Genomic DNA, 12,670 nt, shown 5'->3' on the forward strand with positions numbered 1-12,670 from the left:
GGCTATTGCTTGCAGGCAAGCTCCTACAAATTCTTCGGACTTTGTAGGAGCCAGCCTGCTGGCGATGGAAATTTAAAATATGAGTATTCAGATAGAAGAACGGCTCAAGGTAAATGACATGGCACTGACCCGAGATTTCAGGGATACCGTGGCTGCTCGCGTACAAACCGACCCCGCTTTTGCGCAGGCGCTTTTGAATGAGGCGATGGAGATCATGAAAGCGCCCAACGCTCAAAGCTTGAAAGCCATGGCTGAAGCGCAAGAGATCATTACGGATCGTCAGATGCGCTTTAAGTTAGCTGCTGAGTTGAGGTCGCTTGCAGGCAAGCGCCTAAAAAACACCGCACCCCTTAAATAGAAACCGATTTCACCAACTTGTAGAGGTCAGGCAAGTCGTTGCAGATGGTGTTCCACACCATTTCAAAATCGACTTTGTCATAGCCATGTGATACACGATTGCGCATGGCATACATGACCTGCCATGGAATTTCATCATTCGCTGCCGCAAAAGCTGCATCAACGCGTTGTATGTTGTTCGCCGCCTCGCCAATGATTTCGATGTTGCGGATCACCGCATCCTGAATCAATTCACTGTTCAAAAACCCAAGTTCATCCACATCGGTCGTGTGGCGTTCGATGCGCTCAATCGCAGCAAGAATGTGACCCAAGTAATCAGGAACTCTCAATGCTTTGTTCATACGGCAACGGCCTCGGCCAATACGAATTGACGGAACTTCTCAGGCAGGGCCTTGGGGGTCAGTACGTCCACCGACACGCCCAAAAGTTTTTCTAGCTCAACTTGAATTTTGGCGATATCCATCAGCGTGGTGTTTGCCGTGGGGTCAATCAAGATGTCCAAGTCACTGCCCTCATGATCATCACCATGGACCACAGAACCAAAAACACGCGCATTGCGGGCGCGATGGCGCTCGACCACAGTGCGAATGGCGGCACGGTTTGTTTGCAGGGCAAGAGACGGCTTCATGAGTGTTCTCCAACGTTGAAAACTGATGTTATTACAAACAGCAGCCAGCCCTGCTGGCGATAATCTCCCAACACCGCCATGCCCACCCCAACCCCCACCCGTCAATGGCTCAACATCGGCAGCGGCCCCGCAGGCTCGGGCTTGCGTCCGCCCGGCTTGGCCGCGCCGCAATGGACCGAGGTGCGGCTGGACGCCGACGCCGCCGTGCACCCCGATGTGCTGGCCCCCGCGAATGACCTGTCGGCGCTGCCCGATGCCTGCATGGACGCGGTGTTTTCTTCGCATTGCATTGAGCACCTGTACCTCGACCAAGCCGTGCCCGCGCTGCGCGAGTGGCGGAGGGTGCTGCGCCCCGATGGTTTTTTGCTGCTGGTGTGCCCCGACCTGCAGGCCGCCGCCGAGATGATTGCGCAAGACCGTTTGATGGATGTGGCCTACGCAGGCATCCGGCCCTATGACATGGTTTTCAGCCACCAGGGCCTGGTCGCGCAGGGCAGAGCGGCGGGCCACACCTTCATGGAGCACAAAAGCGGCTACACCCGCAGCCTGCTGAGCGCCGTGGTCAACGAAGCCGGCTTCGCCTCCCACGCCGCCATGCGCCTGCGATCGCGCTTCGAACTCTGGCTCATCGCCACCGTTGCGCCCACCGCCGAACCCGAAATCCGCACGCTGGCCACCCAACACTTCCTCCCCAACCCCGCTCCGTAAAGTCATGCTGACCTTCGTCTCCGCCACCCGCTTGACCCGATCTGAATTCGAGGCCTCCAGCCCCTTGGCGCGTTCGCTTCGAGTGCTGGGCCAATTGACGCCTTTGCGTCTGCAGCTGGCCGCGCAAAACACGCGCCCCTTGGCCGATGTCTACAACGCCGCGATCCAGGCCAGCAGCGGTGACGAAATTTTGGTGTTCGTGCACGACGACGTCGCCATCGACGACTGGATGACCGGTGCCCGTTTGCCCGAGGCCTTGTCGATGTTTGATGTGGTGGGCGTGGCCGGCAACCGCCGTCGTCAGCCCGGACAAGAGACGTGGTATTTGCAGCCTAGCCGCATGGTGAACGGCAAGCGTTGCGAAGGCTCGCTGGACATCGATTGGCTCAGCGGCGCAGTGCTGCATGGCCCGCAAACACCGAGCACGGCTCAACAAGCATCGAGCCCAACTGCGCAAGACCCAGGCCTCATCACGGTCTATGGCCCCGCACCCGCCGCCGTGCAATTGCTCGACGGCATGTTCCTCGCAGCCCGTGGCGCGCTGCTCAAATCGCGCGGCGTGGCCTTCGACCCGCAACTGGGCTTTCACCTCTACGACCTCGACTTTTGCCGCTCAGCCCAAAAAGCCGGCCTGAAGCTGGGCACCTGGCCCCTGGCCCTGACCCACGCGAGCGGCGGCGCCTCTGCCCGATCTCAAGCCTGGACCGCCTCGTGCGCCTTGTACCAACGCAAATGGCAAGACCCTGCTGTTTTGTAAGAGTTAGCGCAGCTCCATGTTGTTCATGCGTGTTCTTCAACGTTGATCTCTTGCTGCAGCAAAGTGCAAATGCCGAGGACCTCGGCAAAGAACATGGCTTTGTGTTCGGCCACTGCTTTAGCCAGTTGCAGATCTTTGATCGCAGTTTGTGCGTGACCAGATTTAGCCATGGCCGCCAAGTCGTACCAGTGTCGTGAGTACCGCTCGCCGCGCAATTTGCCTTGAAGGCTGTAGACATGCGCAGCAGTCGCCTTTTCCCAGAAGGTCCTCTCCGCGCCCATTACCAAAGGCTGCGCCGTTGGGAAACTGATTTAGCAGCCGCAACTTCCAATGCTTCAGATTGGTCTTTGCGACTGAGAGTGAACCATGACTCAGACACTTGCAATCTCGCTCACTGCCCTAGCCATCCAGCTAAGCAAAACGGCTCTGGCTGCACGTATGGCTTCCCACTCCGAAACTTCGAGCTTGGTGCGCAAGGTCTGCATGATGGTGGGCGCTTGCTCAGGACCCAGCCACAAAAGAGCGCGGATGGCTTTCCCTGCAGGACGTTTGCCCATGAACAATTGGCAACGATTTCCGTGCTTGAGTTCGACTTCTCGGCTACCTAAATACAGTTTGCGTGATGGCCCTGAAGTCAGAAAAATCTCTTTGAGCGGCACTTGGGTCGTGAGTCCCAACGCATTGGCCTCTGACGCGCCACTGGCCACCACGATTTCGCCGCTCGCTGCTTCGATGGCTTCTACAACCGACTCCGTTGAAGGTGGTCGTGCCCCAAAACGTCCTTGGACAGGCAGGGCATAGACCCCTCGGCCAAGCCTCAAAAGCAAGCCCTCTTTGGTCAATCGCGTTAAGGCCTTGTCATGCCTCCTTGCGCACGCTCGGCCAAGAAAATCTCGATCCGGCGATTACGCGCACGACCGACTTCGGTGGTGTTGTCGGCAATCGGTTCGCGTTCTCCTCGGCCATCGATGGTGATGCGGCTGCTACTCACGCCGCGTGCCACCAGATAGTCGCGTGTGCTTTGCGCACGGTTGACCGACAGCGGGTTGTTGACCGCATCGCTGCCCGTGTTGTCGGTGTGCCCGATGATGCGCACCTCGGTGCCGGGCTGCTGCGACAGACCTTGGGCGAACTGGTCCAAGATGGGGCGTAAATTGGGTTTGATGTCATAGCGACCCGTGTCAAACGAGATGTCGTTTGGGATGGTCAGCTTGAGCTGGTTGTCCGAGGTTTGTGTGACCACCGTGCCCGTGCCCGCTGTGGCTTGCTCCATGGCGCGTTTTTTGTCTTCCATGTTTTTCGACCAGACATAGCCGCCCAACGCGCCCAAGCCCGCGCCGATGGCCGAAGAGCGTGAGTCATGACCCAAGATTTGCCCAGCCACGGCCCCGATCAATGCGCCGGTGCCCGCCCCTTTTTGTTCGGGGGTTGCTGTGGCACAACCCGTTAACAAAACCGCGACTGCGCAAGTTGCTACACCGAGGTGAGTGAAGATGGTTGTTTTTTTGAACATGAAAGTTCTCCTTTAGAGATGAAAGGACTTGACTCTAGACTAGAACATCGTTGGTGATTGTTTTTCACCCAACAAAGAATTGCAAGCAAACGCCTTGAAAACAAAACTACATGGTTCATTCTGTTTATGACATCCCCACCGCGTACCTGATCGCGGGTTTGCTTTACTTGGTCATGCCTGCCGCGGCGTGGGTCTTTTTGGCGGGCCAGCGTTCATCGGCGGCAAATTGGTGGTGCTTGGGGGGTGGTGTGTTTGGCGTGGGCATTTTGCTGGTGGGCATGCGTGACCATGTGCCTGCTTGGGTGTCTTACGCGGTGGCCAATGGGGGTTTGTATTTGGGCAACTTGATGCATGTGCATGCGTTGCGCACAGAGCTGGGTCGCGTCAATCGGGCGTTCGCAGGCTTGGCTTTGGGGCTGGGGGTTTTGGCGCTGCAGGAGTATTTTCGACTTGGCTTGGCCGATGCCTATTTGCGCTTTATGTGGTCGTTGGTGGTGATGGCTTCTTTGTTTGGCTGGACGGCTTGGCTGGCTTGGGCGGTGGTGGTGCAAGAGAAGAGCCACAGTGCGCGTTGGCTGAGCGGTGTCTACGCGATGGCGAGTGCCTTGATGGGCCTGCGGTTGTTGCGGGTGCTGGTGGGTTGGGCGCACCCCGATGCCGTGGCGTCTGACATTGACAGCATCTTGACGACGGTGGGCGGCTTGCTGGCGGCGGTGATTGGCAGTGTGGCGATCATGGGCCTTTATTTGGAACGGGCGATGCGCCAAAATTTGCAATTGGCGGTGGCGCAGGAGCAACGCGAGGTGTCTGACGTGTTGCGCGGACAGCTGACCAAGATGGACCGTCAGCGCAGCATGGCCGAAATGTCAGCGGCGTTGGCGCATGAGTTGAGCCAACCGCTGACGGCGGCGCGCATGGATTGCTTTGTGGCAAAAACCGAGTTGGCGAGCATGACGCTTGCGGCGCCGGTCTTGGCAGAGAGTTTGAACAGCTTGGAAAAACAGATCGAGCGAGCGAGCCAAATTTTGCGGGGCATACGCAATTTCATCAAACCCCAAGCCGTCCAAATGGAGACGGTCGATTTGAGAGCGGTGGTGCAAAGCGTGATGGACTTGCTGCCCATTCCGGCGCGATGCCCAGAGGTGAGTTTTGAGGTGCGTTGCACCGAGGCCTTGCCGCTGGTGAAGGGCGATGCGGTGCAGCTGTCGCAAATTGTGCTGAACGTGTTTCGCAATGCCATGCAAGCGCGCCTGCCCGACCAGCAGATGGTGATCGAGGTGCTGATTCATCGACAAGGCGACCGTATGCAGCTGTGCACTCAAGACAACGGCCCCGGCTTGAGCCCCGAAGCACTGACCACCGCAGGGAGACAGTTTTTCACAACCAAACCCGATGGCATGGGCGTGGGCTTGGTGATTGCCCGCAACATCGCCAAATTGCACAACGGCGAGTTGACGCTAGACAACGGGCCCAGCGGCGGCGCGCGGGTGGTGTTGGCGTTGCCTGTTACCAAATTGGTAGCATAATAAGCCATGCGAATCATTGCGATATCTACCCTTCGTGCCTTTTGGACAAGGCACCCTGACGCACAAACGCCCTTACAGGCTTGGTACGCGTTGGCGAGTAGAGCCCAATGGAAGTCGCCCGCAGACATCAAAGCGGCCTACAGAAATGCAAGCTTTACAGCCAACAACCGCGTGGTGTTCAACATCAAAGGAAATGACTACCGATTGGTCGTGCTGGTGCGCTATGACAAAGGTTTGTTGTTTGTGAAATTTGTCGGCACACACGCGCAATACGACAAGATTGACGTCTTAACTGTTTAAAGGAGAACCAAATGGACATCCGAACAATTCACAACAAAAAAGACTACAAAGCTGCGTTGGATGAAATCGAGCAACTTTGGTCAGCACCCGCCAAATCGGCTGAAGCAGAGCGCTTGGATGTGCTCACCCTGCTGGTAGAGCATTACGAGAAAACACACTTTCCGATTGCTGATCCAGACCCCATTGAGTTCATTGAACACGTCATGGAAAGCCGTGGGCTGAGCCGTAAAGACCTTGAGCCCATGATTGGCCCTCGTGGCCGTGTGGCCGATATTTTGAACAAAACCCGCCCTTTGACACTTGAGATGATTCGTCGCTTGGTCACGCAACTTAATTTGCCTGCGGATGTGCTGGTGAAACCCTATCTTTTGCGGGAAGAGTTGTTGGTTGCTTGAGACGCCAGACGCGCAGTAAAAATACAGCAAGCTGTCTAAAGAGGCGTTAAGTGAGAGGCATGATGTCAACATGACGCCCACACCCGAACCACACACCGGCCTCACCGCCGAGCAAGCGCATCAACAACTGGCGATGGATGGCCCGAATGTCTTGGAGGCCGCCCACAAGCGTGGGGTGTTGCAACGGTTGTGGGACATGTTGCGTCAGCCCATGTTTGCGTTGCTCGTGTTGGCTGCGACTTTGTACCTGCTTTTGGGCGATTTGGCCGAGGGCTTGACGCTGTGTGTGTTTGTGTTGGCGGTGCTGGCGCTGACGTTTTACCAAGAGGGCAAGTCAGAGGCCGCCATCGATGCGTTGCGCCAATTGAGCCAGCCTTTTGCACACGTGGTGCGCGATGGGCAGCGCATCAAAATTCCGTCGCGCGAGGTGGTGGTGGGCGACGTGTTGTTGATCTCGGAGGGCGACCGCATTGCCGCCGATGGCGATTTGGTGCAAACCGATCAACTGCAGGTGGACGAGTCGATGCTGACGGGCGAGTCGGTGCCGGTAGACAAAGTGGACCTTGTCTTTGCCGGGACGTTTGTGGTGCGTGGTCACGCCATGGTGCGTGTGACGGCCACGGGTATGCGCGGGCAAATGGGGCGCATCGGTGCGACGCTGAATCAAATTGAAGACGACATCACGCCGTTGCAGCAGCAGACGGCGCAGTTGGTGAAGGTGCTGGCTTGGATCACCTTCGTGTTGTGCGTGGCGATGGTGTTGATCTTGGGTTTACGCGACGGCGCATGGGTGCCCGCGTTGTTGTCGGGCATTGCGTTGGCGATGGCGATCTTGCCCGAGGAGTACCCCGTGGTGCTGGCGTTGATGCCCGCATTGGGCGCACGCAGGCTCACCCAAGAAGGCGTGTTGACGCGTCGCTTGACGGCCATCGAAACCTTGGGCGCCATCACCGTGTTGTGCACCGACAAAACCGGCACCTTGACCGAAAACCGCATGACGGTGTCAGCCTTGGCCGTGGGCAACGCACACCAACCCACGGTGTTGAGCTTGGCGCGTCGCGGTGTAAATGCTCAGCCAGAAAACGCCTTGCCCGAGGCTTTTCACGCCTTGGTGGAGCACGCTATTTTGGCCAGCGACCAGCATCCGTTTGACCCGATGGAAGTGGCGTTCCATCAACTCGGCCAACAGTTTTTGCAAGACACCGAGCACCTGCACCGCGACTGGCGTTTGGTGCAAACCTACGCGCTCAGCCCGGCGTTGCGCGCCATGTCGCATGTTTGGCAGTCCAGCCACGCAGGGGTGCACACGGTGTCGGCCAAGGGCGCACCCGAAGCGGTGATGAGTTTGTGCCACATGCCGCCCGAATTGCAAGCGCAATGGGCGCAAGCGGTGAATGACATGGCGGCCCAAGGCCTGCGCGTGTTGGCCGTGGCGCAAGGTGTGTTTGAGGGCAGCGATTGGCCCGCAACAGAGCATGACTTTGAGTTTGCGTGGGTGGGTTTGGTGGGCTTGAGCGATCCGTTGCGCGCAGAAATTCCGCAGGCTGTGGCCGACTGTCATTCGGCCAGCATTCAAGTCATCATGATCACGGGCGACTACCCCGCCACGGCCCGCGTCATTGCCGACCAAGCGGGTTTGCGCGGTGGTGTCACCTTGACAGGCGACGACATGGACGCGCTGTCGGACGAGGCGTTGCGTGAACAACTTCGGCACACCAGCGTGTGCGCGCGCATTTCGCCGCAGCAAAAACTGCGCATCGTGCAAGCCCTCAAACGCAATGGCGAAGTGGTCGCGATGACCGGCGATGGTGTGAACGATGCGCCCGCACTCCGCGCCGCGCATGTGGGCGTGGCCATGGGTTTGCGTGGCACCGATGTGGCGCGCGAGGCCGCTTCGCTGGTGCTGGTGGACGACAACTTTGCCTCCATCGTGCAAGGCATTCGCGCAGGGCGACGCATTTTTGGCAACTTGCAAAAGTCGATGGCCTACATCTTTGCCATCCATATTCCTATTGCGAGTTTGGCGTTCGTGCCCATGTTGCTTGCGCTGCCGCCCTTGTTGATGCCGCTGCACATTGCGCTGTTAGAACTCATCATCGACCCCTCGTGCTCCATTGCTTTTGAAAATGAACCCGCTGAGCCTGACGTGATGCAGCGCCCGCCGCGCGACCGCTACGCCCCGCTCTTTGGGGCGCGCGCTTTGTTGGGCGCGTTGGGGCAAGGCGTCTCGGTCATGATCGCCACAGGGGTGACCTATGCCTTGGCGCAGGGCTTGTCTGCGCAGCACAGCCGCACGATGGTGTTCACCACACTGGTGGTGTCCAACGTGATGCTGATGTGGGCCAACCGCGCACAAGTGGGGCAACTGATACGAGGGCTTCGCGTGCGCAACGCGGTGCTGATGTGGGTGATGGGGGGCACGTTCTTGGGGTTGGGCTTGTGTTTGTACCTGCCGTGGTTCGCACAGCCCCTTCAATTTGCACCGCTAGACGCTCAACAACTGGTAACAGCCGTGGGCGTTGGCTTGGCCAGCGTGTGGGGTGCGCTGGCCTGCAAATGGACGATGACATTGAGACCGTGAAGGATGACGCATGTGGGTTGAAATTTCGATGAAGCTGGGCTTGGCATTGCTGTCGGGCATTGTGCTGGGGCTTAACCGCTGGATACACCACAAATCGGCGGGGGTGCGCACGCATTCGTTGGTGGCGCTGGGCTCGGCGTTGGTGATGTTGCTGATTGCTGGTTTTCCCGATTTTGACGCGCAGGCGGTGAGCCGTGTGTTGCAAGGCTTGATCACGGGCATCGGGTTTTTGGGCGCAGGCGTCATCGTGCGCAATGAGCATTCTCAAAACATCCACGGCTTGACCACCGCGGCCAGCTTGTGGGCCTGTGCCATTTTGGGCGCCACCTTTGGGGCTGGTTTTTACGAGGTGGGCGCCTGTGCGTTGGCCGCTATGTTGCTGATTTTGATCTTGGGCGGTCCGCTGGAGCAGTGGTCGAAAAAGCTGTTTCGTGCGCGGCGTGAGGATGAGAAAAACAACCTCGACGCCTGAGCGCACTGCATAAGGTCACTCTTTGGGCGCGCCAGAGTCTTTGACGATGCCTTCGTAGCGTTTGATTTCAGACAGCGTGAATTTGGCGAACTCGTTGGATGTGCCGCCCATGAGTTCGGCGCCCATGTCGCTGAGGCGTTGGCGAATGTCGGGTTGTTTCAGCAACTTATTGAGCTCGGTGTTCAAGCGCTCGACCACCTCGGCCGGTGCGCGCGCTGGCAACATCACGCCGTACCAAGCTGAGGCCAGCATGGGCGTGCCGGCTTCGTTGAAGGTGGGCACTTGGGGCAAGGCCGTCAAGCGTTTGCTGGATGCCACGGCGATGGGCTTGAGCAAGCCGCCGCGAATGCTGCCCAACGAACCGGTGTCGATCATCAAGTCGAGGTGGCCCGCAATCAGGTCTTGCGCGGCAGGACCGCTGCCTTTGTAGGGCACATGCTGAATGTCGATGTTGGCGGCGGTTTTGAATTGCGCCCCCGCCAAGTGCTGCGAGCCGCCGATGCCCGCAGAGCCGTAGGTGAACTTGCCGGGCGCTTGTTTGGCGGCGCTCACGATGTCTTTCAAGCTGTTCCATGGCGACTTGGCGGGCACCACCATCACGTTGGGGATTTCGCACAACGCGATGACCGGTGAAAAATCGGTGGCGGGGTCAAACCCGAGCTTGCTGTACAAATGCGGCGCGGCCGCGTTGGTGGAGCTGGTGGCCAAGAGCAAGGTGTAGCCATCGGCTTTTTCTTTGACGAACGATTGCGTGCCAATGACACCGCCCGCGCCGCCTTTGTTGTCCACCACCACGGGTACGCCCAAGGCTTGCGACAGAGGCTGGGCCAGCATGCGCGCAATTTGATCGGTGGCCCCGCCCGCAGCCCACGGCACCAAAATTTTGATGGGCTTGTCGGGGTACGCAGCCCAAGATAGGCCAGACAAGGCGCACAGGGCGGCAGCGACCAACGCGTTGCGGCGGGTGAATGGATGTGGTGTGTGTGTCATGTCAAAAACCTTTCGCTTTCAAAGTGGCATCGACCCAAGCCGATGAATAGGTACCGTTGAGAATTTCAGCAATCGTGGCTTGTTCATGCGCCACTTTTTCTTTGGACAAGCGGGCAATCTCCAGCGCTTGTGCGGGCGAGACGGCCACCAAGCCATCGGCGTCGCCCACGATGATGTCGCCCGGGTTCACTTGCATGCCGCCCACGTTGACGGTCACGTTGATGCTGCCGGGGCCATCCTTGTACGGGCCGCGCAAGTTCACGCCGCGTGCCCAGCACGGGAATTGGTGGGTTTCAAACGCATCAACATCGCGCACCGCGCCGTCCATCACAAACGCTACGGCGCCGCGTGTGCGCGCGGAGGTCATCATGATTTCGCCGACCAAGGCACGCGACACATCGCCCTCGCCGTCGACGACCAGCACGTCGCCGGGCATCAGCATGTCCAGCGCTTTGTGAATCAGCAAGTTGTCGCCGGCGCGCACGCGCACGGTGAAGGCGTTGCCGCACACGTTGACGGCCGAACGGTTGACGGGGTGTAGGCCGGTGCTGCCCACCAAGCGGCCCATCACGTCGCTGATGACGGAGGAGGGCAAACCGCTCAAGGCGCGAACGCCCTCGGCGAAGGCTGCGTGGCGGGGATGAATTTCAATTCCGTGCGACATGGTGAGATCCTGTGGGTGAAGAGCAATCGCTTGTAATCTAACGCACAAATGCGCTCACTTAAACTGAGCGAGTCGCCTAGGTCGTGAACCGTGATGAGGGGCGATGTCGCGGCTGAGCGACTTGTTATTTTGGGACACATTTTGGAAGCTTTTTTGATCTCCACGGGCATTGTGGCCCTCGCCGAAATGGGCGACAAAACACAACTCCTGGCCTTGGTTTTGGCAGCACGTTTTCGCAAGCCTTGGCCCATCGTGTGGGGTATCTTGGCCGCAACGGTGGCCAACCACGCACTGGCTGGCAGCTTGGGCGCTTGGTTGACGCATTTGATCAACCCGACGTATTTGCGCTGGGGCTTGGGCGTGTCGTTTTTGGCGATGGCGGCTTGGATGCTGGTGCCCGACAAACTGGACGATGACGACACCGCGATCACCCCCAAATTCGGCGTGTTTGGCACCACCTTGGTGGCTTTCTTTTTGGCGGAGATGGGCGACAAAACACAAATTGCCACGGTCATGCTGGCTGCCGAATACCACGCGTGGTTGTGGGTGGTGGCAGGCACCACGCTGGGCATGATGCTGGCCAATGCACCCGTAGTGTGGTTTGGCGAGCGCATCACGCGCCTGATTCCGTTGACGTGGGTGCACCGCATCAGCGCGGTGGTGTTTGTGGTGTTGGGCGTGCTGGTGCTGCTGGCATAAAAAAACGCCAGCGCTTGGCAGCACTGGCGTTTTTGGGGGGTGCAAGGCACGCAAGGTGCCCCGCGCAACAGCCGATTACTTGGCGATGACGCGCACCATTTCCAAGCACTTGTTCGAGTAGCCCCACTCGTTGTCGTACCAGCTGACGATCTTGACGAAGGTGCTGTCCAAGGCCAGGCCTGCGTCGGCGTCAAATACGCTGGTGCATGGCTCGCCACGGAAGTCAGAGGCCACCACTTTGTCTTCGGTGTAACCCAACACGCCTTTCAAAGCGCCTTGGCTTTGGGCTTTCATCTCTGCGCAGATTTCGGCGTAAGAGGCTTCTTTGTTCAGCTCAACGGTCAAGTCGACGACAGACACGTCGCTGGTGGGCACGCGGAAAGACATGCCAGTCAGCTTCTTGTTCAGCTCAGGAATCACCACGCCCACAGCCTTGGCTGCGCCAGTGCTGGAGGGGATGATGTTTTCCAAGATGCCACGGCCGCCGCGCCAATCTTTGTTGGAAGGACCGTCCACGGTTTTTTGTGTGGCAGTGGCTGCGTGCACGGTGGTCATCAAACCGCGCTTGATGCCCCACTTGTCGTTCAACACCTTGGCCACAGGTGCCAAGCAGTTGGTGGTGCAGGAGGCGTTAGACACGATGGTTTGACCCGCGTAAGTGGTGTGGTTCACGCCGAACACGAACATGGGGGTGTCGTCTTTGGAGGGTGCCGACAACAACACTTTCTTGGCGCCTGCGGCCAAGTGTTTTTCAGCGGTGGGTTTGTCGAGAAACAGGCCCGTGGCTTCGATCACGATGTCAGCGCCAATCTCGTCCCACTTCAGGGCCGATGGGTCACGCTCTTGGGTCAGGCGGATTTTTTTGCCGTTGACGACCAAAGCGCCGTTGTCCACAGAGACTTCGCCTTTGAAGCGGCCGTGCACGCTGTCGTACTTGAGCATGTACGCCAAGTAGTCGGGCTCCAACAAGTCGTTGATGCCAACCACTTCGATGTCTTGGAAGTTTTGCACGGCAGCGCGAAACACCATACGTCCGATACGGCCAAAGCCGTTGATACCGATCTTGATAGTCATGGAATT

17 protein-coding genes are annotated in these 12,670 nt (G+C 58.5%); 9 read left to right on the forward strand and 8 right to left on the reverse strand.

Features of this window, described 5'->3' with window-relative positions; all coding sequences use genetic code 11:
• Positions 1-79: 79 nt before the first annotated feature.
• Entirely contained in the window at positions 80-358 is a 279-nt protein-coding gene (locus tag C5F52_RS30025) for a hypothetical protein (protein ID WP_201746988.1), read from the forward strand.
• Here C5F52_RS30025 and C5F52_RS08665 read toward each other — a convergent pair.
• Together C5F52_RS08665 and C5F52_RS08670 are read right to left on the reverse strand one after the other, a co-directional pair.
• Entirely contained in the window at positions 351-698 is a 348-nt protein-coding gene (locus C5F52_RS08665; protein WP_104797956.1) for a DUF86 domain-containing protein, read from the reverse strand. The genes C5F52_RS30025 and C5F52_RS08665 overlap by 8 nt on opposite strands.
• Positions 695-985, reverse strand: a complete 291-nt coding sequence (locus C5F52_RS08670) for a nucleotidyltransferase family protein (RefSeq protein WP_104797957.1) — start codon at positions 983-985, stop codon at positions 695-697. The genes C5F52_RS08665 and C5F52_RS08670 overlap by 4 nt, the downstream gene beginning before the upstream one ends.
• Before the next feature lie 78 nt (positions 986-1,063).
• Between C5F52_RS08670 and C5F52_RS08675 the strand changes: the two genes are divergently transcribed.
• Together C5F52_RS08675 and C5F52_RS08680 are read left to right on the forward strand one after the other, a co-directional pair.
• Positions 1,064-1,693 carry a methyltransferase domain-containing protein gene (locus C5F52_RS08675; protein WP_104797958.1) on the forward strand — a complete coding sequence of 210 codons (630 nt, stop codon included), beginning with the start codon at positions 1,064-1,066 and terminating at the stop codon, positions 1,691-1,693.
• Between the two features lie 4 nt (positions 1,694-1,697).
• A complete protein-coding gene (locus tag C5F52_RS08680; protein ID WP_104797959.1) occupies positions 1,698-2,450 on the forward strand; it encodes a glycosyltransferase in 753 nt (250 codons plus the stop codon).
• A 23-nt stretch (positions 2,451-2,473) separates the two neighbouring features.
• On the opposite strand, the gene C5F52_RS08685 is transcribed toward C5F52_RS08680, so the two are convergent.
• The 3 genes from C5F52_RS08685 to C5F52_RS08695 are packed head-to-tail and all read right to left on the reverse strand — an operon-like array spanning position 2,474 to position 3,963.
• Entirely contained in the window at positions 2,474-2,761 is a 288-nt protein-coding gene (locus C5F52_RS08685) for a nucleotidyl transferase AbiEii/AbiGii toxin family protein (protein WP_255416360.1), read from the reverse strand.
• A 60-nt stretch (positions 2,762-2,821) separates the two neighbouring features.
• The gene (locus C5F52_RS08690; protein WP_104797961.1) at positions 2,822-3,292 is read right to left on the reverse strand and encodes a DUF6088 family protein; all 471 of its coding nucleotides are present in this window, start codon (positions 3,290-3,292) and stop codon (positions 2,822-2,824) included.
• A 5-nt stretch (positions 3,293-3,297) separates the two neighbouring features.
• Positions 3,298-3,963: an OmpA family protein gene (locus tag C5F52_RS08695; protein WP_104797962.1), complete on the reverse strand. Its 666-nt coding sequence runs from the start codon at positions 3,961-3,963 to the stop codon at positions 3,298-3,300.
• Between the two features lie 110 nt (positions 3,964-4,073).
• Here C5F52_RS08695 and C5F52_RS08700 point away from each other — a divergent pair, with 110 nt between their 5' ends.
• The 5 genes from C5F52_RS08700 to C5F52_RS08720 all read left to right on the forward strand — a co-directional run bounded on the left by C5F52_RS08700 (position 4,074) and on the right by C5F52_RS08720 (position 9,237).
• Positions 4,074-5,489: a sensor histidine kinase gene (locus C5F52_RS08700; RefSeq protein ID WP_104797963.1), complete on the forward strand. Its 1,416-nt coding sequence runs from the start codon at positions 4,074-4,076 to the stop codon at positions 5,487-5,489.
• A gap of 6 nt (positions 5,490-5,495) precedes the next feature.
• Positions 5,496-5,789, forward strand: coding sequence for a type II toxin-antitoxin system HigB family toxin (locus tag C5F52_RS08705; RefSeq protein WP_104797964.1), 294 nt, complete (start codon positions 5,496-5,498; stop codon positions 5,787-5,789).
• A gap of 11 nt (positions 5,790-5,800) precedes the next feature.
• Entirely contained in the window at positions 5,801-6,184 is a 384-nt protein-coding gene (locus tag C5F52_RS08710; protein ID WP_104797965.1) for a type II toxin-antitoxin system HigA family antitoxin, read from the forward strand.
• Between the two features lie 70 nt (positions 6,185-6,254).
• Positions 6,255-8,765 carry a cation-translocating P-type ATPase gene (locus C5F52_RS08715; RefSeq protein WP_104797966.1) on the forward strand — a complete coding sequence of 837 codons (2,511 nt, stop codon included), beginning with the start codon at positions 6,255-6,257 and terminating at the stop codon, positions 8,763-8,765.
• 10 nt (positions 8,766-8,775) lie between these two features.
• On the forward strand, positions 8,776-9,237 hold the full coding sequence (locus C5F52_RS08720) for an MgtC/SapB family protein (protein ID WP_104797967.1): 462 nt from the start codon (positions 8,776-8,778) through the stop codon (positions 9,235-9,237).
• Between the two features lie 15 nt (positions 9,238-9,252).
• Here the strand turns inward: C5F52_RS08720 and C5F52_RS08725 are convergent, their stop codons facing one another.
• Together C5F52_RS08725 and C5F52_RS08730 are read right to left on the reverse strand one after the other, a co-directional pair.
• Positions 9,253-10,227: a tripartite tricarboxylate transporter substrate binding protein gene (locus C5F52_RS08725; RefSeq protein ID WP_104797968.1), complete on the reverse strand. Its 975-nt coding sequence runs from the start codon at positions 10,225-10,227 to the stop codon at positions 9,253-9,255.
• A 1-nt stretch (position 10,228) separates the two neighbouring features.
• A complete protein-coding gene (locus tag C5F52_RS08730; RefSeq protein WP_104797969.1) occupies positions 10,229-10,891 on the reverse strand; it encodes an RraA family protein in 663 nt (220 codons plus the stop codon).
• A 141-nt stretch (positions 10,892-11,032) separates the two neighbouring features.
• On the opposite strand from C5F52_RS08730, the gene C5F52_RS08735 reads away from it, so the two are divergent.
• Positions 11,033-11,590, forward strand: a complete 558-nt coding sequence (locus C5F52_RS08735; protein ID WP_104797970.1) for a TMEM165/GDT1 family protein — start codon at positions 11,033-11,035, stop codon at positions 11,588-11,590.
• Positions 11,591-11,665: 75 nt separating this feature from the next.
• Here C5F52_RS08735 and gap read toward each other — a convergent pair whose 3' ends face one another.
• Complete coding sequence (gene gap / locus C5F52_RS08740) at positions 11,666-12,664, reverse strand: type I glyceraldehyde-3-phosphate dehydrogenase (protein WP_104797971.1); 999 nt, start codon at positions 12,662-12,664, stop codon at positions 11,666-11,668.
• Positions 12,665-12,670: the final 6 nt, after the last annotated feature.

It is taken from the genome of Limnohabitans sp. TS-CS-82 (assembly GCF_002943475.1).

Bases quoted from the DNA above. Each gene is read 5' to 3' on its own strand.
- C5F52_RS08680 (WP_104797959.1), top strand. From the start codon at position 1,698: ATGCTGACCTTCGTCTCCGCCACCCGCTTGACCCGATCTGAATTCGAG.
- C5F52_RS08675 (WP_104797958.1), top strand. From the start codon at position 1,064: ATGCCCACCCCAACCCCCACCCGTCAATGGCTCAACATCGGCAGCGGC.
- C5F52_RS08730 (WP_104797969.1), bottom strand. From the start codon at position 10,891: ATGTCGCACGGAATTGAAATTCATCCCCGCCACGCAGCCTTCGCCGAG.
- C5F52_RS08725 (WP_104797968.1), bottom strand. From the start codon at position 10,227: ATGACACACACACCACATCCATTCACCCGCCGCAACGCGTTGGTCGCT.
- C5F52_RS08715 (WP_104797966.1), top strand. From the start codon at position 6,255: ATGACGCCCACACCCGAACCACACACCGGCCTCACCGCCGAGCAAGCG.
- C5F52_RS08670 (WP_104797957.1), bottom strand. From the start codon at position 985: ATGAAGCCGTCTCTTGCCCTGCAAACAAACCGTGCCGCCATTCGCACT.
- gap (WP_104797971.1), bottom strand. From the start codon at position 12,664: ATGACTATCAAGATCGGTATCAACGGCTTTGGCCGTATCGGACGTATG.
- C5F52_RS08695 (WP_104797962.1), bottom strand. From the start codon at position 3,963: ATGTTCAAAAAAACAACCATCTTCACTCACCTCGGTGTAGCAACTTGC.
- C5F52_RS30025 (WP_201746988.1), top strand. From the start codon at position 80: ATGAGTATTCAGATAGAAGAACGGCTCAAGGTAAATGACATGGCACTG.
- C5F52_RS08720 (WP_104797967.1), top strand. From the start codon at position 8,776: ATGTGGGTTGAAATTTCGATGAAGCTGGGCTTGGCATTGCTGTCGGGC.
- C5F52_RS08665 (WP_104797956.1), bottom strand. From the start codon at position 698: ATGAACAAAGCATTGAGAGTTCCTGATTACTTGGGTCACATTCTTGCT.
- C5F52_RS08705 (WP_104797964.1), top strand. From the start codon at position 5,496: ATGCGAATCATTGCGATATCTACCCTTCGTGCCTTTTGGACAAGGCAC.
- C5F52_RS08700 (WP_104797963.1), top strand. From the start codon at position 4,074: ATGGTTCATTCTGTTTATGACATCCCCACCGCGTACCTGATCGCGGGT.
- C5F52_RS08710 (WP_104797965.1), top strand. From the start codon at position 5,801: ATGGACATCCGAACAATTCACAACAAAAAAGACTACAAAGCTGCGTTG.